This is a genomic window from Ligilactobacillus sp. LYQ139 (assembly GCF_045033025.1).
Lineage (GTDB): Bacteria > Bacillota > Bacilli > Lactobacillales > Lactobacillaceae > Ligilactobacillus.
Genome location: NZ_JBJFZW010000008.1, coordinates 1 through 23,442, shown reverse-complemented (window position 1 = coordinate 23,442; position 23,442 = coordinate 1). Strand labels below are relative to the sequence as shown.

The window sequence follows — 23,442 nt, the reverse complement described above, 5'->3', positions numbered from 1 at the left end:
TCACAATCAATTAGATTATATAATATAATATCATTATATACTGCATTATGTATTTTATTATATAAAGGTATGCATAACTTTCGCATGAAAAAAGCGTTCCTATTGGAACGCTTTAATTGTGAAATCATTTAAAAGAGATTATCCTCGCATTTTAAAAGAACGATAGTCATTAAGCTCCCGCTTTGCATCCTCGTGGTTAATAACACCTAACGACTCTAACTCACGAATCACGCCATTAGAAGCAATCGTTGTAACCAAACCACGGATCTTACTTCCTTTACCGTTATCACAATATTTATCAAGAATCTGTAATAAATCTCGTCGAAATGCAATCGAACGAGGAGAGGTTGGTACTGGTGAACCTTTTGAATCTAAGATATAAGTACCATCCGCACGTACTTGGATGTCGCTCTTTTGCACATCACGTTGTAGAAAAGTCTTACCTTTAACAGATGCCACATCTGACGTATCCTTTGAAGATGAGTTTTTTGAACTAGTAGAAGAAACGGGTTGATTATTTATTCCTGCTTCTTTCTTCTTAGAATTATGCTTGCCTAACTGTTGCGCAAACGGATTAACTTTTCCTTGTGCACGTTGTAATCGTCCTTCAGTATCATTTAACATGATGATCACCTCTAATCAAGCGTAATAATGTTCTTCGCAATCATTTCATCTAACAAATCAAAATAAGCATCCGTCAATGGGTTTCGCTTCCGTTTTGAACGATTATCACCCAATGATAATGTAGCAGGTAATCCTTTATAAGCAGGGGATTTTGCATACGTTGTTGAGCGCGGAATATAATTCGAGAAAAATGGAACGCCATGCTCATTAGCGTAATTTTGTACAGCCATAACAACTTCTGGCGCAATTTTCGTATTTCGCTGGTATTTCGTAGCCAATAAACCACCAATCTTTAGATCCGGATTGTAGTTTTGACGAATGTCACTAATTCGTTCGATGATGTTAACAATTCCATCAATTGAAAATGAATCTGGCTCATATGGAATAATAACATAGTCAGAAGTTGCCAAAACACTACTGGTAACTGCCTTCATTTCAGGTGGCGTATCAAAGAAAATAAAATCATACATCTCATCAACATACTGATGCGAGTTATCAGTGTCTACAGCAGGACGTTTGATAATTCCGTTTAACATATTGAAATATTGATCTTGTAAATCGGAATCAGATTCTGTACTCAATTTCTTCATTTTATCAAATTCAAGGTAGTTCAGATCATTATTACCCATGATCATATCAATATTATCAAAAACATGTGGGTAAATAGCATCAACAGGATTCGTTTGTCCCATGAACACCCCATACATTGATAGGTCACTATCATTAGCATCGATATTAAAAGACCGTGCAGCATTGCCCTGACCATCAGTATCAATAATTAAGATCTTTGCATTTGGTTGTTTTAAATGTAAAGCACCTACAATATTAACTAATGATGTAGTCTTTGCTGTTCCACCTTTATTATTCGCGAAAGCGATTTTTTGCGCCATAAATCGGCACCTCCCAAAATTTTTTTGAAAATTTTGCGCGACATTATATACGACGATAATCGTATATAACTTATTACATAATATTAAATCGTATATACTAAATAAATCGTATATACGATTTCTAACAAAATATATCATAGCATTTCCTTGGGGTATGAATCAACCCCACGAATCAGCAAATAACACCTTACAAACAAAGCAACGCAAAATTATCATTATTTTGTATCTAATTATTCAGTAAACACTATATGTAGCATAGATTAAAGGACTTTATTATCACTGTTCTTAATATTATATATTCGTATCCAAACATATAATTAATTATATACTGTTATCAGTTACATAATGTATTAAAAGTACATATGATTAATGATATGAATATATAAACGAAAAATTTTACTTTTTAGAGTTAAAGGGAGTTAATAATAAACTTACAAAGATATTTAACGCTTTGGGGTATGAACATACCCCCTTGAGTTTTTGTTACATATATGTTTCAATAACAGCGTGGAGTATGAACATACCCCAACAGGGGTATGTTCATACCCCGCACGTTAAGGAGGAGTCTTTGATGTTTCATTCACGAGTAGATGCTAACCTATCGCAAAACGCTCGTAACATCTATATACGTTTTGTAATTAAAGAGCTGAGTAATACTTATCTAGTAAATAACGGTCTATTAGCTCGTAAACTTAATTTACGGGCAGCGCGTTTGAATGATTTTAAACAAGGCCGTCGTTCTTTTTCAGAAGAAATGCTCGATCAAGTAGAAAATTATATCGATGAGATATATGGTCCATTAATAGAGACTTTTGTTCCACAAAATTCACTCGATGAATTTCAAAACTTCGTCCTATTCTTGGTAAAACAAGAGAAACAGCAACAATCTTAAAATTAAGCATAAAAAAACTGAACGTCGTCCACCACAAACACGTTCAGTACTAAAATTACGATTTTCTCTATCGCTTCGTTACGCCTTATATTATAGCATCACCACTGCTATCAAGCAAGGTTTCTTTAGTACTGACTAAGACTATTTTGGACTGACGTTCCCATGAAGGGAATGACTAAAGTGACTACACTTCAATTCAAAAAACAATATGTATTCTTAACGGACGCCGGGTTAAATCCTACCCAAGTTATGTGTATGACGGCCATTTACGACCGAATGGAAAGCTCATGTCAGCGTCCAAATTTTTTTGATAAGACAGAACAATCATACTTTGTAATTTATACCGTTGAGGAGTTAGCTGATACGCTAAATGTCGGCACGTCTACAATTAAGCGGACAATGAAATCTTTAATTAAGGCTGGTTGGTTATACACCAAGCGGCTTAAAAGTCGTGCTAACGCTATTTTCATTTCGTCACCACATCGCATTTTTAACAATGAATCTGAGCAACAGACCATAATGACCCCATCTAACGGTTCAAATCGGTCTCTTAATCAGATTAACTTTAATCAAACTAATAATAAAACTATTAATACTGCGGTAAACCGCAAATCTGATTACAATCATCAAGTTTTATCATCTTGGCAAAACCAACTGCATGTTTTAAATACTAAAACAGGATTACCGGAGACAGCACTTAAATTATTAACTGATTTCTGTAACGATAATCAAGCTAAGTTTTCACATTACGTTAAATCAATCTTCATTGCTAAAGCCAAAATCAAAACGCAGTTTAACAATCAGGATAATGTTGACCAAATCCTGACATTTGAAACTAACCCCACATTAGGTCTTAAAGTAACACGGGCGATTAATGCTGCCTGTTTAAATATTACCCGACGTGGACTGCAAAACGGGGAAGCATACTTTATGACTGTTATGCTTAATCTTTTTAAAACGATAGTACAACGAGCTATGCAAGCACACCAATATTCTAAGAATCTACCGGGAAAAGAAAGAAAAGTTAAAGAGCAGCTACCAGATTGGGCCAAAGAAGGATTTGTACCTACTCCAAAGTCAGCTAAGAAAACAGTTTCGATTAGAGCAGAATTATCACAGAATCTTGCGAAACTACAAGCACTTCGAGCAGTAAATTAATTCCGATAATTTGCCCATGATTTTTAGTGTGCTATAATACCAATGTATTTAAATTTGACGTATTTTCGTCCCGTATATGGCGGAACCATATTTTTTCCATACAGGGAAACCTGTAGTTTAGACGTTTGTCTAAAAAACGATTGTTCAAGAATTTTTCTTGAGCTGACTAGCGTATGCTATGTCGTTGAAATTAAACGGCTTGTCCGGTCAATTTCGGTAGTATATACCTGATGTGTATATGCTATTTGTGTTAACCAATTGCGCAGAAAAGAGCATAAATCAGTCAAGGTTCGCATTCCTTAATGTAGTGACGGTAACGTTACTAAACGGCTGATTACGGCGAGTGTTGCTCTTTAACATTTGTCGGAAGCGTTTTTGGCGTATGCTAAAAACGTTGGTGGTTGTGCAGCCACTCAAAGATATAGATTAATTTAAGTTACATAGGTAATAACAATTTCCGTTATTTCAACAAACAGATTTCTTTGATTAAAGATGTTGTGTTGCTGAAGTAACGGAATTTTTTTATTTCAAGGAGGGATTTAGATGAATAAAGAAGAATTAATGCAGGCTGCGACTGTTTCATTCATCAAGGCACAAAGCAGACATGGTTTAAGTCAGCGAGCGGTAATTTTTGCAACTGGTAATATTGCTGCATTTAATGCAGGCATTATATCCGCTAGACGTAATTATCCAGTAATTGAAGCACGAATGGAAAAATTTGTAGCATCGTTGTTGGAAGAGTTTGGCGTTAAAAAGACAGTTCCGGTTAAGATTCGTCGGAGTAAATCCTACTATGGGTTAACTAGAGCGAAAATCATTAACCGGAAACGCGCTGCTGATATTGAAATTAACGAAGACTTGTTAGTTGCTAGTTGGATTAACGCTAAACTTAATCATAATCCCCATGCTTGGGATTTAATGAAAGATACGCTGATCCATGAAGCTGGTCATGTTGGGTTATTTTTAACCCGACAACCATCTGATGACAAGAGTACAGAACATAAGAACTGGTTACGCAAGTGGGGGTTGAATGATAACGCTAACTGTTTGAAAAATCCGGCTCAAATGAGTGCGATTATCGATGGTTATAGTTATTGTGACCATTCAATTGCGCCGTTTAGTATTTACCGTAATCATACAATTGAGAAGCGCCGGAAGTTCCAACGTGCGGAACGACCATGCGTTTTCGTCGTAGTTGGTGGAAATAACCTACCCCATGCGGACGAATACTCGTTCTGCGCACGGAATATGGCCATTGCTAGTTGGCGTGTCTTATATGATTGGTGTAGTAACTTAACGGGTACCAGTCATTTATATGAATCACATATTACTGTTAAACCGCAAATGAATACACTGGTTGCTCCTGCAGCGAAGGAAGCGCCAATTCATGCTGCGGAACAATTATCGTTATTTTAGTTGAAGAAGTAGGAACAATCGTTAGCTCGATTGTTGCATTAAACAAATTAGCTGAACCTCTTAAAGGGCAGTTAGTGTGCTTAATGCAGCAACCGAGCTGTTTTATTTTAGGAGGTTTTTATAATGATTTTTGAGGAAATTTGCAACGAAAAAGTTCAAGACTTTCCTGCATTTAGTGGGGCAGACTGCTACTATTTAGTGATGTCACATAGTAGGGCAGAAAACTTTTTGTTGACAGAGCTATATCGCAAACAGCGTTGTTTAATTGACAGTAAAGCGGATGTCCGCGAATGCTTGCACAGCTTAAACCAGTCTGATGCGGCTAATGTAATTTTGGCCATTGGACTATCCGGTGGACCGGAAGACCCTGCAATTTGGGGGATTTCAGCTGATAATGTCGATGAACTACGTCGAATGGAAGACGACGAAGAGGCCCGACGACGGTTATTACAGTTAACGCAATTACCTATGGACCTAGATCAAGTGGATGTTACTCAACTTAATCAACGCAAGCAGGCTTTAGTAGCGCAACGTAAGCAAGCTGCTAAAGAAGAGCTGGATTTGTTAATTGAGAATACGCGAGATTATGTCCAAATGGAACGCCTGGTCCCAGAACTGGATTTACCAGATTTAGACCAGGTTGCAGTATCGCTAATTGATCGCTTGGTTGATCTTTGTGTTCGGCTAAAAATCGAGTGGACGCCACTGCTCTATCAGGCAGGCTTAGTTAACCGCGGAATGTTAAAGGCATTAGCAGAAGGTGTTAAGAGTGGGAAAGTTAAAATACCACGTCAGCACCTGGGTAATTTAATTGAGTCTGCTTTAAGAGCGCATGACTATCGGTGGCATTACCTCGATATGGATACTGGACGCATTGAAGATTTCATCCGCATCAAAGGCGAAGGTGAAAGTACTTGCGTCATTAGTGCGCGGTTGCAACAGCTATTAGTCGTAGCTAAACAAGTAAAGAATAAATTGACGAAGAACTAAATAGGCAATGGAGGAAGTAAACATGAATGAAGAACTAACACAAAAACTATTTGAACAAATTAAGGATATGCAGTTTGCCGTGATTGCGACGCGTTTAAAGAACGGTCGCGGTTCACAGAGAGATAAGCTACTAACGCTTCCGTTTCTTGATTTAGGGCAAATGGACTGTGTTCTGTTTGCTGTTGACTGTGAGTATTTAGGAATTGAGAATCATCCGAAATTAGTCCAGGCACTTAAAAACGGAACAAATTTGGGTGCGGCATTTTGGTCAACACTTTCTGATGCCACCTATGGGTATGATTTTACTGGTGATGACCCAGATTATGAAACGTTTTTGGATGATGTTGAAGCGGTTCTCAATTTGTAGAAAGGAAACCATTATGAAATTAAAAGTTGAAAAATATATCCCTGGCGGATATGGATTTGCGGTTCGGAATGGTTTGATATTATCTGCTACATCGAAAATGAACTAGCCAGTGTAATTGAACCGGACGATTTTTAAGTTACGCATGGATAAGGAATAACACAAGAATAAGAAAGGAAGAACGATGGCTAATATAACATTTGCTGACGGCAAATTAACTTTCAAAAAAGAGATAAATCCAAAATTAGTTGGTTTGTTAGAGAAGTTAGGCGAATCGGACGTCTATGGTTTTAACTATATAGAAAAGGTTGACGATTATACGCTCTGGTTTGAAGGAACTGGTCGCTGGAGTTGGAGTGCCGTTCTCGAGCGACTATTTGATACTGAATGGTATGGTCAAGGAACAGCCCAACGAATATTTAGTCAGTTGCCTACTGTAGTCCAGTCGGAAACGACTATGACGCTAACATACACTGACATTGGAGTTGATGAGGGATTCATCGAAAAGGGTAAAGTCCAATATGTTTTCCGCAACGGACGCTTTGTAGTCGACAAAGTTCTAGTGCAACAAAATGTTCCGTATACGCTGGAGAACTTATGTGCGACTGGGTATAGCGAAGCTGAACCAGTCGTTTCTAACGAAGACTTAGACGTTATCATTAATCAGTTCCGCAACGAATATGGTGAGCGCCAAGTGCCGATGCCTTTACAATGGACACCGGAACAATTACTGCAATTAAAGCAGTTCATCCAACAAAACGAGTTTTTACAAGGCTTATGGTCATACGACTATCCAGATGACGCCCTTCCATGGATTACTGATTTTATGGATGAAACGTTTAAAGAAACATTAGAAACTGAACATGAATAGGTATTAAGGAATAATACAAGAACGACGGTTGTTTAGGCAACTGTCTTTTTAATTAAGGAGGAAATCATAATGACGACAACAGAAACATTAATTGACTCGACGAACGAATTATACGCGGATGACTTTAACGGAGCTTTGTTTGAGGAAGATTACGAGTGTGCGTTGGAATCAGTTGCAAAACGTGCTCAGCTTCGGGGTAAGATATTAGGTTATTTAGCAGTTAACGAACGGGATAACCGCTACTTTGGAACGAAGTATGGCTTCCGGCTCATCCTGGGTGCTGACTTACAAGATGCAATTAACGTGTTGGTCGATGACTGCGAAGCGGATAACTTGGAGATTAACGTAAATGAACAGCGTGAACTTGAGATTGTTCTTGGGGATCATGATGGTTCAAGTTTCATTAATCTTTACCCACTGTTAGCGAGCCGCTTTGATGAAAGGCGCTTGAGTGATTTCTACTATTATGGTGCTGAGTATTCTGACTTACTTCGGCTGTACCGCCAGATTCGGCGGAAGCACGGAGTTACGTTAGCGCAGGTTCGTTAGGAGGAACAATATGAAAAAAGAAGAACTACAAGCAATACTTCAGACTCGGTTGGTGGACGATGAAACTCCATATGGTGGAACTGCATTTGCTGGGGAAACCTTTAGTGATTTTATCGCTGATCCTGACATTCAGCCGCTTTGGAAGAAGATTGTCTTGGCTACTAGTATGCTTACGCATCATCCGGATGATGCTGCATTACAGCAGAATACTAGTCATGCTTTTAAGGCGATGGATGACGTATTAATTGAGTGTGGAATTCGCCCACTTTTTAAGGACAAGTATTAATAAAAGAACTAACTAGAAAACAGGAGGAAGAAGACATGGGTACACGATCATTAATTGGATTGCAACAAACTGACGGTACAGTTAAGGCGATTTATTGCCATTGGGACGGTTATCCGGAATGGAATGGCGAGAAATTAGCTAATTTCTACACGGATGAACAGCATATTAATAAGTTGCTGGCATTAGGCGATATTAGCTCACTAGGCGATAAACCTGAAGCGCCGGAAGCCGTGCAACAGTTCGGTTTTGACTATTCCTTTACGGATGATTTTCGTGCCTTAGATAAGGCCGAGCAGCAACGATTGAAGGAAGATGTATATCATAAGACCACGGCATATCACCGTGACCGTGGTGAAGAATGGCGACAGACACAGCCAAGAATATATTCGTCGCTACATGATTTCATTGATCGTGGCGAAGAATATAATTATGTATTTATCCCGGGTAAGGGATGGTACGTAAATTACTCTGACTATGTTTTGATGCCGCTAAAGCCGCTGTTAACCTGGGGTGAGAAACAGAAAAAAGTTGATTGTCCGGTAGCAGGCTATTGTGCAGCTTTATGGGAAACCAGTTTGATTCAGGAGCTCTTAAAAAGAGATTTATCTGAAGAAACTATTATTAATGTCCTGCAACGCTTAAATGCGATTAATTTGCCGGATAGTGTAAAACGGATCGCGAAATCCGTTTTATCACGAGCTGATGGAATGTTCTTAAATGAGAAGATTTCGTCAACGTACGGTAATTTCTATCTGCACGGGACATCAGAACAGTGGCCACGCATTGCGGAGCTGTTACGGAAAGTAAACGAAGCTGTTCAACGACAGCTTGATAAACAGATCCCGGGGATGCAATCAATGATTGCTGAGTAACCCTGTATGAGACGTATCTTTAAAAGATACGTCTTTTTATTTTGTTGATATTTATTTCAACCTAACGAATATGCTTTATTTACAGTATATATTGCTTTCAAATAAATGGCGGAATATAATGAGACTTGATGAACAGGATAAACTTTCTTTTCTAAAATTAAGGAGATGGACTTTAGTGAAGACTAACAGTACTGAATTGGAAAATGTCTTTACAAGTATTCAACGGTGGTCAGAATCCCGGATAAATATAGATTCAGTATTAACGATTGAACGACAAATTAAAAGGCAGAGGAAATGGACGTTGCAAGGTCTATTAAGGCTCGTTGAGCGGTATCGTCCAGTGGAGGTTAAGGAGTTAATCAGCTTTGATGAAGATCAATTGGTCGGTACGTCTCATCGGGTTGCGTTACGTAACTTTTTTAATGACGATAAAGTATGGCGTGAGTCCAATGTTAAAAACTATGGTAATTGGGAAGTATCCCTTGAATCAGAAGGTAATATCCGGACAGCAGTTATTCGTAACCTACATGATACTACAGCGATTTCATATGTTCTCCGGCGTGAAGATTTAACCGATGAAGTTTGTTATCAACTACTGGTAGAACGGGATAACGTAACGGATAATAGTGGTTTACATGCCTTGGAGGGTACGTGGCGATTGGCAGTGACAGATGATGAACAGTGCCCAATAACATTGACATTTCTGGCTTAATACGGAATAGCAACTGTTGAAGAACAGTTGCTATTTTTATGTCTATTTGATACATTAACTACCGTAGGACATTGGTAATTCCTCAAGAAAGAGGGATTATGGTGAAAAAAGAAAAGCGGATTACCCGAAGAGAATTCACTCAGCAAATCGCAGAACAAATGGGTGTACCATATAAGGCTGCACGAGAGTATGTCATTGCTTTCAGAACGTGTCTTGTAGATGATTTACGGCAAAATAAAAAAGTAGTTCTATATGGTTTAGGAACATTTGAAATGCGAACGCGTCAAGCGCGTAAAGGACGGAACCCGGAAACTGGTGAACAGATGTATCTGCCGGAAACGACGTCGCCAAAATTTCGAGCATCTCGGGCATTTAGACGAATAATTGTAGGATAAATAAAGGGCGCTATCTATTTAGCGCTCTTTTTGATGCGTATTGTTAATTGTGCTATAATAACAGCGTATTTAGATTTGGCTTGATTTAAAGCCCCGTATGTAGCGGAACTACATTGGTTGGCTCTACGTATGTAGAGTGGAGAATAAAGGTATTATTTGATACCCGTTAGCGTGTGCTGACGATGAGCATTAATAAAGGAATGGTGGCTCGCCAGTTGACCGTTTGGTTAATTCCTTTAATGGGGTTTAATGGATACCGGCTCCCCGGTCGTTGGTTTAGTAATAAACTAACTGTGGTATGCAAAGTTAGGCTGACCATCTTTGAAGGTTGGCTTATCTATAAAGAGCAAGATGGTAATGGGGTTCGCATTCCCAGTTACTGCTTATAATTGATGATAAAGATTATAAGTCATTACCATGCACAGCGCTTTGATTACAGAGTGATGTGTTTAGCCACTGACAGTGTTGTTAGCGGGCACGTGAGAAACGGCGACGGTTCTTACGCTATATTGATTTGTATTAGTAAATTATAGTAGGTCAGAGTCTTCTGACAATAACCATTTTTCCTAAATAGCAATGTTTAGGAGAAGAGTTTATTGTTCGAAGGCTCTTTTTGTATTTAAAGGAGGAATGAAAAATGGACTGGGAAAAGGTGATTACATCAGCGATTGCAGAAGGTAATGCTGAGGTGATTAAAGAATTGCTGACAGCTCGTGAAAACGAGCAAGCAAAGGAAACGCAAGCTAAAGTTGCTTTTCATCAACATGCGCAAACAGTTATTCGAGCTATCGAGGTGGCATCGGATCAAAATGCAGAGATGAAGAAGTATACTTTTGGGTATGCTTCATTGGCCCGGATTGAGCAATCAATTGCACAGGCGATCGATGGCCAACCGATTGCTTATCACGTGGAATCTTGCGTGAATAGTGATCAAACTTGTGCTGCGGCGCGCTTAATTTTAACCGATACGGAATCGGGTTATTCCGAAACCTGGGCGACGGTTCGGGTTCCGGTTGAAAATAATCAGGATCCGAAAACGGTGCAAGCAAGCTTGTCGTATGCACGGCGGTACGCATTGCTGAACGGTTTTAACATCGCAGTTCAAAGTGATGATACTCAACAAGATCGGTCACCGATGCAAACAACTGCAAAGCGTAATGTAACAAATGCGCAGCAAACCTTTATTGCTCAAACTAAAGGGCGAATTCAGAAGTTTGCAGATGCGCATGGTATGAACTACATGGATACGCTCCGTCAGCTGGAGGCACTATTCCGGATTGAGGGCGAGCCAACTTTTGCAGACTGGCAGAAGTTTAGTAAGTATGTAAATGATCATCAGCATGATGTAAAACAAGCAAATTAGGAGGAAAAAATTATGAGTGTTGAAAATCAAGTAACGTTAATTGGCCATATTTCTAAGAAAATTATGGTAAAGTCAGGAACAACGGCGCAACAGAAGCAGTATACAGTAGGTATGTTTATCCTTGCGGTTTCACGTGGTGGAAACAGTGATAAGGCAGACTTCATTAAGTGCGAAGCATGGAATAATATCGCTGATAATATTCGAAAATATACGGCGAAAGGTTCATTAATTGCTGTATCCGGAGAAGTCCAGACGTCACACTTTACGGATCAAGAGACTGGCCGTGAAGTTTATGAAACAGTGATTAACGTGAACAGCGTTAAGTTCTTAGAGAATAAAAATACTACAGCAGAACGGCGTGCGAAGAATCAAGCGAACGCTAATGTAGAGTCAAATCAATCAACCTATGGTAGCCAGAATAATCAGTTTGGTTCATCGCAAAATACTGCACCGCAGACAGCGCCAACCACTAATGGTGGATCAACCTTCGCGCCGACCGGTGACAGTCAAAGAAACGATAATTTGCTGAATCCAGCAGAAGTACCGTTTTAATAAAGGAGGAATGCTTTATGGTTAAGGTGTTTACTAAGCGTAATTGCATTCAGTGTAAAATGACTAAACGGAAATTGCAGGAACTGCGCATTCCGTTTAAGGAGTTTCAGCTAGAGAATGCTGATGCAGCAGAGTATGTTCGTCAAATGGGTTTTATGAGCGCTCCAGTCGTAATTACAGAAGACGATTCATGGAGTGGGTTTCAGCCTTCTAAGTTGGAACAGTTAGCATAAGACAGATTGGCGTTTTCAGAACAAAAGGAACAATAGAATGTGAGTTCTATTGTTGCATTAAACAGATTAGCAAACCCCGAAAAGGAGCCGTTAGTGTGCTTAATGCAATAATAGAGCTCTTTTTTAGGAGGTTTTATCGATGGCAAATTTATTACGGAAATTCTTACGGTATCGTGAGAAACATCGGATCAAGAGTAACGCTTTAGCGATTTTAGCGTTAATTTTTTGGCGACAAGTTTTAATGATTTTTGCTTTCGGCATCATTTATATTGATTGCCGGTGGGTCGTGTTACATACGTTAGGTGAAATCCATGATTTTGCTACGGATGTTAAACACGAGTTGTTGAAGTAATCAGGAACAATAGGGTGAATTGCTCTATTGTTACATTAAGTAAGTTAGCGGAACCGATAAGGGCGTTAGTGTGCTTAATGTAGCAATAGAGCTTTTGCCTTTTAGAGGAGGTATTTTCAATGAAGAAAGTAACATTTGATAATAGTAAAGGTTATGGCGTCCATGGAAAGGAATATGTTACAGTGGTAATTACACCCCATTCATGGATTGATGAACAGGAAAATGTTCAAATTTCAGTACATGGCGAAGTGCTTTGTAAGCTATTGCCAGATGAAGTAACCGTTAATTGTGATTTCGTACCTGGTAAATACGCACAACAGAAGTTGGCAGTTCACTATAGCTTACGAAATAGTAAAGATGGTCGGGTGACGATGTACTGCGAGTATAGTCGGCGGCAAACTGAATCATCTAATTATCTGATGAGCAATACCTTTAACCATGAGTTTTCTATCGCAGAGGTGGATGAAACACTCTTTGCGGGGAAACAGCGATTGGGTGTTTATCAATTAACGGAACAGGACTTTTCGAAGGAATCGACGTTTGGTTCAGTGTACTTGACCTATTCATTCAAACGATGGCTGCTTAAAATGGTTGAGCTGTCGGCAGATTATGCGCAACAACGGATTGCGACGTTTGAGAAGATAATTTTTAAACATAATCAGCAATTAATAACGTCATTTGAGAATAAAATGGCGTGCGCAGTCAAGCTTGAATCGAAATTAAACGTTTTAACGAAGCATTTTCGTGAAGATGTGCATGTAATTGGTGGATTAATCTATAGTTGGTTACGTGCAGAAGGAGCAACGCATCCAATGATTGAAAAGGTGATTCGGTTACAATTTACCGAAGCGGATAAGGAATTGGAAAGGTTGCTTAAAACATTGGAGTCGGTACATTCTGACGAGGGTGAATTACTTTCGATTACAGAAAGCAAACAGCGTTTTAAAGACATGTATCACCAATTAGAAATAGAGAAAGATTATGATGCTTACCAAACAAGCGTTGATGAGTATATCCCAATTGAATTGAGTTATAATTTTGCATCCAAACTCTTGTGCGGAATAGATTTATATAATTGCTATTTATAAAGTAATTGCGCCTGCTAGATTATCTCGCTATTATATGAGTAGATAGATAGTCTGGGGGTAGTATATTATGAGTAAAAATGTACGTATCCAAGTGAACTTAGATGCTGAATTAGTTGAACAGGCAGAGCAAATTTTAGCGCAATTAGGATATTCACGCACAACAGCAATTCGCGTTTTTTACAGTGCAATTGTTGCTCAACGCGCTTTCCCGATTAAAGCTGAACTTGCTCAACCGGAGGAGGACAAAGCAATGAAAGAAGCAATCGCCTTAATGATTAAAAAGATTGGTAAGGACAATATCCGTGATGCAACTTCGGATAAGGAGCTTATGAAGTTTATTGCTGAAGGAGGCCGAGAAAGTGACTAAAGAAGGTGACGTAGCAATCGCCTTTATTCGGTTCCCAGAACGGGTTGGTGGTAAACGCCGTCCGGTTTTAATTGTTCAGGTTAATGCGAAGGAATGTCTTGTATTGACAATTACATCGCAATATCAGAACAAGTCAGCACAAATTAAGCGACAGTTTTATCCAATCAGAGAATGGAAGAAGGCGGGACTGCGAAAACAATCCTATGTCGATATAAAAGAAGTTACGCGGATTATGTGTGACCGGTTAGAAATAATTGGGCATTTATCCGCAGTGGATTATAGTTCATTGATTACGTTCATTCGAGATTATTACGAATAGAGCGAAAGAAATAATGAAATAGTGGAGTTACGGCTCTGCTGTTTAATTAAGCAGATAAAACCTGAAAAGAGGGTTCTTATGTGTTTAGTTATGCAGCAGAGCCTTTTATTTTGGGAGGAATTAACAATGAGGATGGAATATGAATGCTTTAAACAATCGACAGAAACGGGAGAAATTGCTGTTTTAACGGATGATTTTAAGAAGCCGCTGCTTTTCAGAAATCATTACGGCGACGGTGCTAATCCGATTGAAGTGTACTACTACAAAAACAAAGAACAATGGCCACTAACTTGGGATTTATTAATCACTGATCATATCGGTTTTCCGAGTGATGTCCAAGGAACGTTTTGGTATAGCGCTAGTCAAAAACAACCAATTTTGATCGTCTTGCCACAACCAGGTGAAGATGAGATTAATCCTACGGTGGTCTACGTACCAGCGGAATTAAATCGTAATCATTCGGTAGATAGCAATCATCGTGTTGCCGAATTTATCCGGTATAACGATTTATTACACGTACAGATTGCTACTAAGGGCCACGGACGTGGAACTGTTGTACGAATTGTAACGTCTAGTGATGCAAGTATTCGTGCTGTCGTGCAATTTGATGACGGAACAACGATGCCAATGGATTATCAAACAATTTTAGAACGAGAAATTAAATAGGAGGACAAGAATGATGGAAATTATTGACCGTAATGGGGAAAAAGTTGCTGATTCTGTAATGGAGTTAATTGAGCAACTTCAAAGAACTGAAAGTGCGGCTAACCAGGTTTTAGCAGCAAATTTAATGGATTGGCAGATGATGGACCAATCTGAGGATTCTTTATCAGAGCTGTTAGCAGAAGCTGAACTCTACCCGGCAACGGAAGCAGGTTTTGCTTCGCTGTCAGCAGTTACAACGAAACCAACGTGGGCGACTGCTGATGAACAAGTAATGGCCTATTAGGAGGAATGTGCGATGGATGACTTAACAAAAATTAATCAATTGTTACAGCAGCATGACTATCAACGAGCACGTAGCTTAATGATGCGTGTTTTAGAAAGCCATGTGAAATGTTTAGGCAAAGATTATGTCGCATTAAAAACAATTCTGTGGGGAAGACTCTACGATTTTCGCACAAGTCCCCGTGATGTTGCACGTTTTCGTGCGATGATTGCGGAACATGAAATCCGAATTGATGAAGAAACGATGGCCGGGTTTGAACGCGAGCGTACATTGCATTACTTATCCGGCTCAAGCAAAATGGGATATTTCTTTGATGATGAAGAAATTCCCCAGTTATTTCAACGAATGAATAGCCAATTAAGACGAGCGTTGGTACAAACAACAATCGTCTTTCCAGAATAGGAGGAAATTAACAATGAAGGAATACCGGAAGGCATTTGGTGACTGGTTCGAGATGGTTGGTGTGACGTGTCCTGTTTGTGGACATAAAGGACATTGCTTGATTAATCAGGCACAGACAGAAGTTGCATGCACGCGAGCACGTGAATGGAACGGACAATCCGGTATTCCCATGGGGAGTGCAGGATTTAAGTTCTCTCTATCAGGAGAAAAGCAGGCCCCAACTCAAGAATTGATAACGTATCAGCAAGAAGCTGATGTTCCGCAGTATCGGATTCGGACGCATAAGCAGCTAGATGTAATTTACCGGTCAGTTTTAAAGCACGCAATTAACCGTGAAAAGTTCAACGGAGTTATTGATGATTTACACCGGCGTGGATTATCTGATATAACCATTGAACGGTGGGGGATTACACCCGTCGCTGGTTTAGTTTTAGCATCGTGCACAGACCGCGATGCAAACGATGATGAACATCTCTATCTCCGGGATGAAACGGAAAACTTTAACGGCTTTAATTACGCTGATTGGTTCGTAAAAGACCGAATTCCAGAAAATGCTTGGCAAGGAGTACCGGGTTTTTATCAGTGGCATTTCACGGATAATGATGGCATTGAAAAGGATACTGCGGTATTCTATCTTCCTCAAAGTAAAGCTGAAGCTCAGCCAGTTTTTGCGGGCTTTAAGCAAAAGCAGGAACAAACGCCATACTACAATCCGGATGCGATGGATAAGGACTATTTTATTCCTTGTCAAGACATTGATGGGAATGTTTTTGCGATGCAGGTTCGGCATCATGATCCGAAGTTTGGTAAATATACTTGGGTAAGTAGTTCTGGTAGGGACTATGGTACTCAGGTGCAAACTGGGGTAAATGTTGCGTTAGTACCGTCATTGGATCGTAAACGGCGGACAGCCGCGGCGCATCAATGGCTACATAATACTCCAAAAACGGTGATTTTAACCGAAGGGGTATTAAAGGCAATTGTTGCAGCGGAACATTTAGAGCACGTTTATTCGGTTAAGGAACGGCAGCAGCTGGGTAATGTAATCCTTGGTAATGGGGGCGTTTCCCAGTGGAAACAATTCTTGCCGGTATTAAGGGAATTGAAGGCAGTCAATGTTATTGTTGCGTATGACATGGACTACCAAGGTAAAGAACAAGTCGCACAAGCTCAAGCGGAGTTAATCGCTGCTTTGAAAGCGGAAGGTTACCATGTTGCGGTAGCGCACTGGGACCCGAAAGATAAGGGCATTGATGATGCTTTGCAGCATGGACAGCGACTCGAATTAGAGTATTTACAATAATAAGGAGTGCATAACAATGAAGAAGCTTAGTTCAACGAAGGTAGTTAAGAATCACAGTACCATGCAGGCAACGGTTTATATTCGGTGCGAGGCGGAGCGGTTTGTTAAAAAAGCCGCTTGCCAAGCAGCAGCATTAGAATGCGTAGGCTGGCGGACAACGCTGCGGCGGAGTCCGATGTATATTGTAACTGGTAAATATCATGCTCGGGAATTCCTGGGTAACCGACCAGTTACGTACACGTTTAACTTATGCGACGTTGACTTTATGGTGACAGGGCGTGGACATAATGGTGTTTATCTGCGGGTAATTGCTACCCACGGCCCACAACAGGAGCTATTTGTTAGCTTCGATGATGACATTTTGCAAACCCTCTTTGAGGTCGTTAAAGCAGAATATCAGGCGCGGATTGCCGTTCATGGCGTTACTGCAAATGAATTTGCTTGGCTTTAGGGAGAGTGAGTCAAAAGAAGAGTGCTTCATTAAGCGCTCTTTTTTGTTTGGACAATAAAATTAAGATTATGGTGATTAATTAATTTCAAATCATTGCGTACGCCGTATGCGTACGTTACAATATAAATGAGGTGATTAGGATGATTGAAACGTATACACCAACAAATGCTCGAAAAAATCTCTATTCAATCATTAAGACGGTAAACGAACAAAAAAAGCCAGTTATGATTGATGCAGCGGATGGTAATGAAAAGAAGTCCGCAGTTGTCGTTGGTAAGCAAGACTGGGAATCAATTGAAGAGACGTTATATTTAATTCAAACTGGTACTATGGAAAAAGTCCAGCAGCGTGAGAACGACAAATCCGGATTTACGGACATTGATGATATTGATTGGGATGAGCTGTAATTTTGTACAAGGTAAGAATAAAAAATAGCGCAAAAGGTGATCTAAAGAAGGTAAAGCAAAGTCATCTTAAAAGTTCTTTTTTAGAGATTGTTGAAACGTTAAAAAGGAATCCATACGAGCCTAGTCAATCTTTTGAGAAACTACAACCGTATAGTGCAGGCAGATTTTCTCGTCGACTTAATAGTCAACACCGGGTGGTTTATCGGGTGGACGAGGAGAAAAAGACTGTTAGTATTTATTCGGCTTGGACGCATTATGAATAAAGAGTGTGTTAACTCTCTTCGGACTTTCTGACAAATGAATTACACTTTTCCCTAGATGTATCTATGATTAAAGAGCGCAGTAGCGCTCTTTTCTTTTTTCATTGCCGTTTCCTTTACAAAAAATAAGGCTGTTAAGGAAAGCTCTTAACAGCCTTATTGTAATGAGTACAGCTACATAATTTTTATTTTCTCAGGAAGTTAGTGTACCAGTATCAATGCTGGCCATGGAAACGTGGTGCATCTGACGGCGTTGGAACTTGCATGTTTTGGTCAACTACTGAAGTCCCGTCTATATAGTTAAAGCGGAATCCTGGTTGGACATTAAAGAGGTATACATTAAAGTTTAATCCGTTAGAACCAACCGCTTGTAAATGAACACCCTTAGCCATCAAATCATTTCCTTGGAAAACGGGTTGAACTTGATAGACCACTCTGGCCCCTTGACGTAGGGCTTGACGAACCTGTTGTTCATAGATGGTCTGTAATTCTTGGTTGCAAAATGCTGTTTGAGTAAACAGATTACGCGGGTTATTTTGGTCACCGGAGCGTTGCAAGGGACTGTATGAGCCGTTGATACTAATTCCTTTTGAAAGAGAATAAGCAATGATGTGTCCTCGGTTAAGGATCATTTCGCCTTGACCATTGCGCTTCTGATGCCATCCAGTAGGAATTACCGTTTGACGGACACGCAAACTATCGTTAGCCACGTTTCGCTTTTCAAGGAAGGCTGTAGTAATTCCAGAAGTCCGATTTAAACCATCAAGTTGCTGATAGGCTACATGATTCTGTTTCCAGTCGTTAATATTAAGTGTTGAGTGACCGCCATTTACTTGAACGATGGCACTGTGACCAGGGACGTAATTTAAATTAGCTAAACCGCTTGGATTACCATCTGATGTTGTTTGGTTTATGTTTGGAGTTTGTGGCGTTTGATTTAGATTAGTTTTCTGTTCTGTGTGGTGAGTAAATTGAACCCGATGATTGACTGGCGCACAACTAGCTAAAAGTGCACCTACACAGCAAACCGCAAACATTGTCTTAGCTATATTAAAGTGATGTCGTTTACGCATTTTATCACCTTCCTAATTTGCGTCTTCAATAGTGATAGAGAGGTCAATGACGACATCACAACCGTAATTTGTTTCGTTAAAGTTCAATGCAGTGAAATGGCGGGAATACGGCCGATGAAGTCCCATCATTTGTGCTATGGTTCGAACCATACCGGCAGAGATAATCCGTAATGCCCCCGAATTATTACGATTAGCGTGGACACTGTATTGTACCTGTTCCTGATAAAAGCTCAGCATAATCTGCGAAGACTTAGTGTCTTTAGCCTGTAAAAAGACGACGTATGGTTGTGCGCCGGCTACGGCTGTAACTTGGTCAGAAATTGCTTTAGAAAATTGTAAACGGTCATTGTCCATTGTTATAAATCGTTTAGCCTTTCCGTAATCGCGTAAAGACGTGGGATGTGATAATGGTTGGAAATCACGTTTCTTTGTATTAACCACCGGGTTCCGCTTCCTTTCATGTTTAGTTTTGACTGTTATTATAGTTTATTCCGGCTTTTTCATTATAGCATATCTTATAATGATATATTAGACGTTATTACAGCTTATTCAGAAATAGGTTATCCTTAAATTAGAATTATATATTGCATAATATACTGGAATAAAAGTCAAAACGGGAATACAATAACGTTATATAAAGGAAAGGAGGGAAGACTATGCAACGACCAAAACGGCCGAAAAGGCCGCAAGGAAATCGGGCGCAACAGCTTCATCGCCAAGACAAGCAATATGCTAAGAAAGGGCTTGGTTGGGGCATTGGGGCCGTTGGTGCGGTAGCGGTTGTGGGCGCAGCAGGCGCAGCCGCCTATCATCACAGTGTTAATGAGCAGCCGCAAGCGCAGCATTCGGCGGACAGTTCTTCTGCTTATCGTAAGGTACGATTTGTAACCTCATCATCCAAACATAAACATGCAGATAAGCATTCGGAACATAATGATGAGGTTCTGCTGGCGGGAGGTCAGGCGAAGGATGTTGCCCATTTAGCGGGGGTATCGAAGGATAGTCATCCGCATAACGGTGATACAACTTCGTTAATGGACGTATTAGCAGGTGGCAACGCCAGTAATAGTAAGTCGCAGCAGTTAGCGTCAGTGTTACTAGGGGCGTCGACGAATAACGACGGTGCTCAAGCAATAGCATCCATTAAAGATCGCTTAGCAGCAACCCAAGGAACACTAGCGTTAGCGGACGCGGATAGTGTGGGTTCTCACGAAAACCGTTATATTCCTAGTACGGTTTCACCAGCTCCGGTTTATCAACCGACTGAATACCGACCGAGTAATCCAATTCCAATGCCGCAACCAGCGCCGATTAGACCTTTACCACAGCCAAGCATTGGTGACACTGGTACAACCGGAACTACAGGGACTACTGGTGGCGTGATTGGTGGCTCGGGGACAGGGCATTCAACCGGACATCTTGCTCCGGCGCCAGTACCACCGCCAATTATTAACAGTGGCGGTTCAACTGGTGCGGGTTCATCCGCAACTGGTGGAAATACACCGACTACAGATAGCTCAAGTAGTTCAAGCTCGAGTTCATCAAGTAGCAGTTCAAGCTCTAGCTCCAGTTCCAGTTCCGACGCTGATTCGAGCTCAACGTTAAGTTCTTCGAGTTCATCGAATGAAACGAATAGCAGCTCGTCAAGTAGCTCAGGAATTGCTGATCAAACAAGCTCCAGTGTTGATTCAGGTTCGACACAAACCAGTGATGTTAGTGATACAACTCATTCAACACTCCCGGCATCAAAACCAACGAATGATTCGCAAGATGTTGATACGAAGCCAACTAATGGTGTAGCGCAACAAGCAACGCCTACTGCAGCACCGGTAACTGCAAAGCAAATGGTAGCTGCTGGCCATCCGGTAGCAACTGCGCCGGAGACTGCTTCGCATCAGTTGGTAACAACGGGTGAGACCCAGGTCAGCGAGACGGGGAATAATCAGACCGCTAGTGCACCACAAATGGTGAAGGCGGGTTAATTAAATGAAGTGCAGTTTTCCTGTTAGAAGCCTCCGTATAATACGGAGGTTTTTAACACAATGGGGGTAAACATTAATGAATAAGAATGTACCGTTAGTTTATCAACGTGAGTTGTTAAACGATGGCGTCGTTGCATACGAAACCAATCTGGATAACCACATTAGCGATAATATTTCCGTTTACTTTGATCCGAAAACACAGCGCTACGACGATGGTGGCCAGACTTTCTTCGAATTATCAATTTTTGGTGTGGGAAATGGTGCAGGTGAGTTACCGCATGTATTTTCTCGTTGGTTAGCTCCGGTGCTTAAAAAATACCAATGCCGGATTGGCGATAGACGACAGAAGGATATGATCATTAGTATGCAACCGGCTAAGCCGGACGATATGGAAATGATTTTAAAATTAGCAGAAATGCAGGTATCTGTATTGAATGGCTTGTTAGTTGCTTATCATACTTGTTACTTACACGGAGATACTGAAGGTCTCTTGAAGAGAGAAGAATAATGGCGGTAATACAGAAAGATTTATAAAGAGACGCAAAAGGGAGGATAACATGACGACTTATGATTCAGAAGAATTGCATGCTATCATTGCTGCATTAGCCGAAGCGGAATGTGTCCCAGCGACGCATTCTGGTTCAACTATTCCGGCGTTAGAGTGTATGCTAAACGATCGGCGCTTGATCAAGTTAAAGCCGTATCTTTTAAAGGAAAAAGCTTCAGAGGAGCTCTGTAACACTGGAGACGAAGTGCTGGATGGTTACTTTGGTGCACTGGTAAACCCAATTACTAACCATGAACTAGCTACTAGACTTTATAAGAAACTAAAAGAACCGCTAAACCGAAACAATCCGCAAAATGATGAGGCCGTTATTAAATTTGCGGGAGTAATCGACCACGTCGCGGATCATGTTCGTTATCATATAACCGATAATTTTGACCGTATTAATGATAATGAATGGGACTTTAACGAGATTGCTAAGCGGTTAGGAAGTTTTATTAATAAACGGCTTGGAGTAAAGGGTTAAGCGGTGAGAAGGAATAATGTAATGACTATCAACGAACAACTAATTAAGAAGTTTAAGCATGAATATTTAACTGAAGACTTTGCTAATGGCATTCTAGAAGCCATTTGTCCTGACGTTAAAATGAAAGATATGATTGTCGGAAAATTGCGTACCAAGATAGTTAACCTGTTTTCCAGTCGTGAGGATAATCTAAAGATAGATAATTACAATGTTGGTGATCTAATTAACTGGGGAGAAGAGAAAGGGCAGGTTATAACACCGATTTCCTCAAACCCGAAAAAACATGTTAAGTTTACCCAGTCTTTGAGTGACGATAGCTTTTGGGATTTCACTTACTCGTGGCAAGATACAGATGGTACTCAATTAGGTGAGGTTGTTGGATTTGCAGACCTTGTTTTACAAAATCAAAGAACCCTTATTGTAAGAGACTTTCGTGCACGCGTTAGTAATTTAACTCGTGCTGGTTGGCAACGTTTAGCTAAATGGCTACAAAATGAAGGGTTAAAGGTTACGTTAAGGATAGTTCCTAAAGCAGGTTCGCTTTTTAAGTGGACGCTTATGTTACCTGCGCTTGGCATTATTGATGGCCAAGTGGTCTGTTCGGTGGACACCTCGGCTATCAGTTAAAGGTATTCCTAATGTTACAGACGATTTTATTCAAGTATTACTAAAATGGAAAATGATAACTTTTGGGATATTCATGTCAACTAACAAACCGGAATAACCGGAATAATCGGAATAATCGGAATAAGTATTTTATTTTCAATTTTAAGATGGTACGTTAGTGCTGTAATATCCGAATAAACAGAAATACGGATATTAATAAATCATAAGGAGTGAATTGTATGTACGTACCTAAACCCGTACACGAACAACAGGCAGCTCAAACAGGCCTTAAAAATGATGGGCAAGACGGAGTTGTATTTGTAAAAGCTGGTCAAGCCAGTGGACAGGCAGCGCAGAGTGGTGCCGCAAAAGCGACAACTCCGAGTGCGCCACAAGCATCAGCGGCAAAGGCCAGTGTGGCTTCTAAGGATAATGAAGCACCGGCTCCGGTACAGAAGGATACACCGGCTCCGGTAGCTAGTCCGGCTGCTAAGGCGAGTGCACCGCAGACTAAGGCAAATGCTCCGCAGGCTAAAGCCAATGCACCAGAGACAGGGGCACCGCAAGGAGCTCAGGCAGTGCGGCAGCCAGAAGCGCGGGATGGTTACCGGGTGATGCAGCCAACGCCGGTCAAGCGGAATGTCAAGGAGACAACGGCAAAGGTGGCGGCGAAGAGCCCAGAGAA

Annotated in this window: 33 protein-coding genes and 1 pseudogene; 30 read left to right on the top strand and 4 right to left on the bottom strand. The window is 40.5% G+C overall.

What is annotated here, in order from left to right:
- Window positions 1-138: 138 nt before the first annotated feature.
- Window positions 139-624 carry a hypothetical protein gene (locus ACI3E1_RS07100; protein WP_405024957.1) on the bottom strand — a complete coding sequence of 162 codons (486 nt, stop codon included), beginning with the start codon at window positions 622-624 and terminating at the stop codon, window positions 139-141.
- Window positions 625-635: 11 nt separating this feature from the next.
- Window positions 636-1,514: a ParA family protein gene (locus ACI3E1_RS07095; RefSeq protein WP_405024956.1), complete on the bottom strand. Its 879-nt coding sequence runs from the start codon at window positions 1,512-1,514 to the stop codon at window positions 636-638.
- A 571-nt stretch (window positions 1,515-2,085) separates the two neighbouring features.
- On the opposite strand from ACI3E1_RS07095, the gene ACI3E1_RS07090 reads away from it, so the two are divergent.
- From ACI3E1_RS07090 to ACI3E1_RS06970, 25 genes are all read left to right on the top strand, one after another.
- Entirely contained in the window at window positions 2,086-2,406 is a 321-nt protein-coding gene (locus ACI3E1_RS07090) for a hypothetical protein (RefSeq protein ID WP_405024955.1), read from the top strand.
- A gap of 162 nt (window positions 2,407-2,568) precedes the next feature.
- Window positions 2,569-3,564 (top strand): hypothetical protein, encoded by a 996-nt coding sequence (locus ACI3E1_RS07085; RefSeq protein ID WP_405024954.1) that lies wholly within the window; start codon window positions 2,569-2,571, stop codon window positions 3,562-3,564.
- A 543-nt stretch (window positions 3,565-4,107) separates the two neighbouring features.
- Entirely contained in the window at window positions 4,108-4,980 is an 873-nt protein-coding gene (locus ACI3E1_RS07080) for a hypothetical protein (protein ID WP_405024953.1), read from the top strand.
- 123 nt (window positions 4,981-5,103) lie between these two features.
- On the top strand, window positions 5,104-5,970 hold the full coding sequence (locus ACI3E1_RS07075) for a hypothetical protein (RefSeq protein ID WP_405024952.1): 867 nt from the start codon (window positions 5,104-5,106) through the stop codon (window positions 5,968-5,970).
- A gap of 22 nt (window positions 5,971-5,992) precedes the next feature.
- A complete protein-coding gene (locus ACI3E1_RS07070; protein WP_405024951.1) occupies window positions 5,993-6,337 on the top strand; it encodes a hypothetical protein in 345 nt (114 codons plus the stop codon).
- A 181-nt stretch (window positions 6,338-6,518) separates the two neighbouring features.
- Window positions 6,519-7,205, top strand: coding sequence for a hypothetical protein (locus ACI3E1_RS07065; protein WP_405024950.1), 687 nt, complete (start codon window positions 6,519-6,521; stop codon window positions 7,203-7,205).
- A gap of 69 nt (window positions 7,206-7,274) precedes the next feature.
- Window positions 7,275-7,754: a hypothetical protein gene (locus ACI3E1_RS07060; protein WP_405024949.1), complete on the top strand. Its 480-nt coding sequence runs from the start codon at window positions 7,275-7,277 to the stop codon at window positions 7,752-7,754.
- A 10-nt stretch (window positions 7,755-7,764) separates the two neighbouring features.
- Entirely contained in the window at window positions 7,765-8,040 is a 276-nt protein-coding gene (locus ACI3E1_RS07055; protein ID WP_405024948.1) for a hypothetical protein, read from the top strand.
- Between the two features lie 35 nt (window positions 8,041-8,075).
- Entirely contained in the window at window positions 8,076-8,912 is an 837-nt protein-coding gene (locus ACI3E1_RS07050) for a hypothetical protein (RefSeq protein WP_405024947.1), read from the top strand.
- Between the two features lie 175 nt (window positions 8,913-9,087).
- The gene (locus tag ACI3E1_RS07045) at window positions 9,088-9,624 is read left to right on the top strand and encodes a hypothetical protein (RefSeq protein WP_405024946.1); all 537 of its coding nucleotides are present in this window, start codon (window positions 9,088-9,090) and stop codon (window positions 9,622-9,624) included.
- A 98-nt stretch (window positions 9,625-9,722) separates the two neighbouring features.
- Window positions 9,723-10,019 (top strand): HU family DNA-binding protein, encoded by a 297-nt coding sequence (locus ACI3E1_RS07040; RefSeq protein WP_405024945.1) that lies wholly within the window; start codon window positions 9,723-9,725, stop codon window positions 10,017-10,019.
- Window positions 10,020-10,656: 637 nt separating this feature from the next.
- Window positions 10,657-11,382: an ERF family protein gene (locus ACI3E1_RS07035; protein ID WP_405024944.1), complete on the top strand. Its 726-nt coding sequence runs from the start codon at window positions 10,657-10,659 to the stop codon at window positions 11,380-11,382.
- A gap of 12 nt (window positions 11,383-11,394) precedes the next feature.
- Complete coding sequence (locus tag ACI3E1_RS07030; RefSeq protein ID WP_405024943.1) at window positions 11,395-11,934, top strand: single-stranded DNA-binding protein; 540 nt, start codon at window positions 11,395-11,397, stop codon at window positions 11,932-11,934.
- Between the two features lie 17 nt (window positions 11,935-11,951).
- The gene (gene nrdH / locus ACI3E1_RS07025) at window positions 11,952-12,167 is read left to right on the top strand and encodes a glutaredoxin-like protein NrdH (RefSeq protein WP_405024942.1); all 216 of its coding nucleotides are present in this window, start codon (window positions 11,952-11,954) and stop codon (window positions 12,165-12,167) included.
- A 139-nt stretch (window positions 12,168-12,306) separates the two neighbouring features.
- Window positions 12,307-12,519 (top strand): hypothetical protein, encoded by a 213-nt coding sequence (locus ACI3E1_RS07020; RefSeq protein ID WP_405024941.1) that lies wholly within the window; start codon window positions 12,307-12,309, stop codon window positions 12,517-12,519.
- A 119-nt stretch (window positions 12,520-12,638) separates the two neighbouring features.
- Window positions 12,639-13,607: a hypothetical protein gene (locus tag ACI3E1_RS07015; RefSeq protein ID WP_405024940.1), complete on the top strand. Its 969-nt coding sequence runs from the start codon at window positions 12,639-12,641 to the stop codon at window positions 13,605-13,607.
- 67 nt (window positions 13,608-13,674) lie between these two features.
- Window positions 13,675-13,974 carry a type II toxin-antitoxin system RelB/DinJ family antitoxin gene (locus ACI3E1_RS07010; protein WP_405024939.1) on the top strand — a complete coding sequence of 100 codons (300 nt, stop codon included), beginning with the start codon at window positions 13,675-13,677 and terminating at the stop codon, window positions 13,972-13,974.
- Window positions 13,967-14,293 carry a type II toxin-antitoxin system PemK/MazF family toxin gene (locus ACI3E1_RS07005; protein ID WP_405024938.1) on the top strand — a complete coding sequence of 109 codons (327 nt, stop codon included), beginning with the start codon at window positions 13,967-13,969 and terminating at the stop codon, window positions 14,291-14,293. Before ACI3E1_RS07010 ends, ACI3E1_RS07005 begins: the two co-directional genes overlap by 8 nt.
- A gap of 126 nt (window positions 14,294-14,419) precedes the next feature.
- The gene (locus tag ACI3E1_RS07000; RefSeq protein WP_405024937.1) at window positions 14,420-14,959 is read left to right on the top strand and encodes a hypothetical protein; all 540 of its coding nucleotides are present in this window, start codon (window positions 14,420-14,422) and stop codon (window positions 14,957-14,959) included.
- Between the two features lie 10 nt (window positions 14,960-14,969).
- The gene (locus ACI3E1_RS06995) at window positions 14,970-15,242 is read left to right on the top strand and encodes a hypothetical protein (protein ID WP_405024936.1); all 273 of its coding nucleotides are present in this window, start codon (window positions 14,970-14,972) and stop codon (window positions 15,240-15,242) included.
- A gap of 12 nt (window positions 15,243-15,254) precedes the next feature.
- The gene (locus tag ACI3E1_RS06990) at window positions 15,255-15,644 is read left to right on the top strand and encodes a hypothetical protein (RefSeq protein WP_405024935.1); all 390 of its coding nucleotides are present in this window, start codon (window positions 15,255-15,257) and stop codon (window positions 15,642-15,644) included.
- 13 nt (window positions 15,645-15,657) lie between these two features.
- A complete protein-coding gene (locus ACI3E1_RS06985) occupies window positions 15,658-16,947 on the top strand; it encodes a toprim domain-containing protein (RefSeq protein ID WP_405024934.1) in 1,290 nt (429 codons plus the stop codon).
- 16 nt (window positions 16,948-16,963) lie between these two features.
- Window positions 16,964-17,398 (top strand): hypothetical protein, encoded by a 435-nt coding sequence (locus ACI3E1_RS06980; protein WP_405024933.1) that lies wholly within the window; start codon window positions 16,964-16,966, stop codon window positions 17,396-17,398.
- A gap of 140 nt (window positions 17,399-17,538) precedes the next feature.
- Entirely contained in the window at window positions 17,539-17,805 is a 267-nt protein-coding gene (locus tag ACI3E1_RS06975) for a type II toxin-antitoxin system Phd/YefM family antitoxin (protein ID WP_405024932.1), read from the top strand.
- Complete coding sequence (locus ACI3E1_RS06970; RefSeq protein WP_405024978.1) at window positions 17,805-18,068, top strand: Txe/YoeB family addiction module toxin; 264 nt, start codon at window positions 17,805-17,807, stop codon at window positions 18,066-18,068. Before ACI3E1_RS06975 ends, ACI3E1_RS06970 begins: the two co-directional genes overlap by 1 nt.
- Before the next feature lie 212 nt (window positions 18,069-18,280).
- Here ACI3E1_RS06970 and ACI3E1_RS06965 read toward each other — a convergent pair whose 3' ends face one another.
- A complete protein-coding gene (locus ACI3E1_RS06965) occupies window positions 18,281-19,138 on the bottom strand; it encodes a DNA/RNA non-specific endonuclease (RefSeq protein WP_405024931.1) in 858 nt (285 codons plus the stop codon).
- Window positions 19,139-19,150: 12 nt separating this feature from the next.
- Entirely contained in the window at window positions 19,151-19,492 is a 342-nt protein-coding gene (locus ACI3E1_RS06960) for a hypothetical protein (RefSeq protein ID WP_405024930.1), read from the bottom strand.
- Between the two features lie 302 nt (window positions 19,493-19,794).
- On the opposite strand from ACI3E1_RS06960, the gene ACI3E1_RS06955 reads away from it, so the two are divergent.
- The 5 genes and pseudogenes from ACI3E1_RS06955 to ACI3E1_RS06935 form a co-directional block, all read left to right on the top strand.
- On the top strand, window positions 19,795-21,120 hold the full coding sequence (locus ACI3E1_RS06955; protein ID WP_405024929.1) for a hypothetical protein: 1,326 nt from the start codon (window positions 19,795-19,797) through the stop codon (window positions 21,118-21,120).
- Window positions 21,121-21,196: 76 nt separating this feature from the next.
- On the top strand, window positions 21,197-21,628 hold the full coding sequence (locus ACI3E1_RS06950) for a hypothetical protein (protein ID WP_405024928.1): 432 nt from the start codon (window positions 21,197-21,199) through the stop codon (window positions 21,626-21,628).
- 49 nt (window positions 21,629-21,677) lie between these two features.
- Window positions 21,678-22,151 carry a hypothetical protein gene (locus ACI3E1_RS06945; protein WP_405024927.1) on the top strand — a complete coding sequence of 158 codons (474 nt, stop codon included), beginning with the start codon at window positions 21,678-21,680 and terminating at the stop codon, window positions 22,149-22,151.
- 21 nt (window positions 22,152-22,172) lie between these two features.
- On the top strand, window positions 22,173-22,778 hold the full coding sequence (locus ACI3E1_RS06940; RefSeq protein WP_405024926.1) for a hypothetical protein: 606 nt from the start codon (window positions 22,173-22,175) through the stop codon (window positions 22,776-22,778).
- Window positions 22,779-22,996: 218 nt separating this feature from the next.
- A pseudogene (locus ACI3E1_RS06935) lies at window positions 22,997-23,442 on the top strand (hypothetical protein); the annotation flags it as partial.

Coding starts and splice junctions, on each gene's coding strand:
- ACI3E1_RS06990 (WP_405024935.1), top strand. CDS start 15,255: ATGGATGACTTAACAAAAATTAATCAATTGTTACAGCAGCATGACTAT.
- ACI3E1_RS07080 (WP_405024953.1), top strand. CDS start 4,108: ATGAATAAAGAAGAATTAATGCAGGCTGCGACTGTTTCATTCATCAAG.
- ACI3E1_RS06975 (WP_405024932.1), top strand. CDS start 17,539: ATGATTGAAACGTATACACCAACAAATGCTCGAAAAAATCTCTATTCA.
- ACI3E1_RS06945 (WP_405024927.1), top strand. CDS start 21,678: ATGACGACTTATGATTCAGAAGAATTGCATGCTATCATTGCTGCATTA.
- ACI3E1_RS07100 (WP_405024957.1), bottom strand. CDS start 624: ATGTTAAATGATACTGAAGGACGATTACAACGTGCACAAGGAAAAGTT.
- ACI3E1_RS06965 (WP_405024931.1), bottom strand. CDS start 19,138: ATGCGTAAACGACATCACTTTAATATAGCTAAGACAATGTTTGCGGTT.
- ACI3E1_RS07075 (WP_405024952.1), top strand. CDS start 5,104: ATGATTTTTGAGGAAATTTGCAACGAAAAAGTTCAAGACTTTCCTGCA.
- ACI3E1_RS07090 (WP_405024955.1), top strand. CDS start 2,086: ATGTTTCATTCACGAGTAGATGCTAACCTATCGCAAAACGCTCGTAAC.
- ACI3E1_RS07070 (WP_405024951.1), top strand. CDS start 5,993: ATGAATGAAGAACTAACACAAAAACTATTTGAACAAATTAAGGATATG.
- ACI3E1_RS07040 (WP_405024945.1), top strand. CDS start 9,723: ATGGTGAAAAAAGAAAAGCGGATTACCCGAAGAGAATTCACTCAGCAA.
- ACI3E1_RS06950 (WP_405024928.1), top strand. CDS start 21,197: ATGAATAAGAATGTACCGTTAGTTTATCAACGTGAGTTGTTAAACGAT.
- ACI3E1_RS07020 (WP_405024941.1), top strand. CDS start 12,307: ATGGCAAATTTATTACGGAAATTCTTACGGTATCGTGAGAAACATCGG.
- ACI3E1_RS07065 (WP_405024950.1), top strand. CDS start 6,519: ATGGCTAATATAACATTTGCTGACGGCAAATTAACTTTCAAAAAAGAG.
- ACI3E1_RS07095 (WP_405024956.1), bottom strand. CDS start 1,514: ATGGCGCAAAAAATCGCTTTCGCGAATAATAAAGGTGGAACAGCAAAG.
- nrdH (WP_405024942.1), top strand. CDS start 11,952: ATGGTTAAGGTGTTTACTAAGCGTAATTGCATTCAGTGTAAAATGACT.
- ACI3E1_RS07050 (WP_405024947.1), top strand. CDS start 8,076: ATGGGTACACGATCATTAATTGGATTGCAACAAACTGACGGTACAGTT.
- ACI3E1_RS07000 (WP_405024937.1), top strand. CDS start 14,420: ATGAGGATGGAATATGAATGCTTTAAACAATCGACAGAAACGGGAGAA.
- ACI3E1_RS07030 (WP_405024943.1), top strand. CDS start 11,395: ATGAGTGTTGAAAATCAAGTAACGTTAATTGGCCATATTTCTAAGAAA.
- ACI3E1_RS07060 (WP_405024949.1), top strand. CDS start 7,275: ATGACGACAACAGAAACATTAATTGACTCGACGAACGAATTATACGCG.
- ACI3E1_RS06995 (WP_405024936.1), top strand. CDS start 14,970: ATGATGGAAATTATTGACCGTAATGGGGAAAAAGTTGCTGATTCTGTA.
- ACI3E1_RS06955 (WP_405024929.1), top strand. CDS start 19,795: ATGCAACGACCAAAACGGCCGAAAAGGCCGCAAGGAAATCGGGCGCAA.
- ACI3E1_RS06960 (WP_405024930.1), bottom strand. CDS start 19,492: ATGGACAATGACCGTTTACAATTTTCTAAAGCAATTTCTGACCAAGTT.
- ACI3E1_RS07015 (WP_405024940.1), top strand. CDS start 12,639: ATGAAGAAAGTAACATTTGATAATAGTAAAGGTTATGGCGTCCATGGA.
- ACI3E1_RS07085 (WP_405024954.1), top strand. CDS start 2,569: ATGAAGGGAATGACTAAAGTGACTACACTTCAATTCAAAAAACAATAT.
- ACI3E1_RS06985 (WP_405024934.1), top strand. CDS start 15,658: ATGAAGGAATACCGGAAGGCATTTGGTGACTGGTTCGAGATGGTTGGT.
- ACI3E1_RS06980 (WP_405024933.1), top strand. CDS start 16,964: ATGAAGAAGCTTAGTTCAACGAAGGTAGTTAAGAATCACAGTACCATG.
- ACI3E1_RS07035 (WP_405024944.1), top strand. CDS start 10,657: ATGGACTGGGAAAAGGTGATTACATCAGCGATTGCAGAAGGTAATGCT.
- ACI3E1_RS06940 (WP_405024926.1), top strand. CDS start 22,173: ATGACTATCAACGAACAACTAATTAAGAAGTTTAAGCATGAATATTTA.
- ACI3E1_RS07010 (WP_405024939.1), top strand. CDS start 13,675: ATGAGTAAAAATGTACGTATCCAAGTGAACTTAGATGCTGAATTAGTT.
- ACI3E1_RS07055 (WP_405024948.1), top strand. CDS start 7,765: ATGAAAAAAGAAGAACTACAAGCAATACTTCAGACTCGGTTGGTGGAC.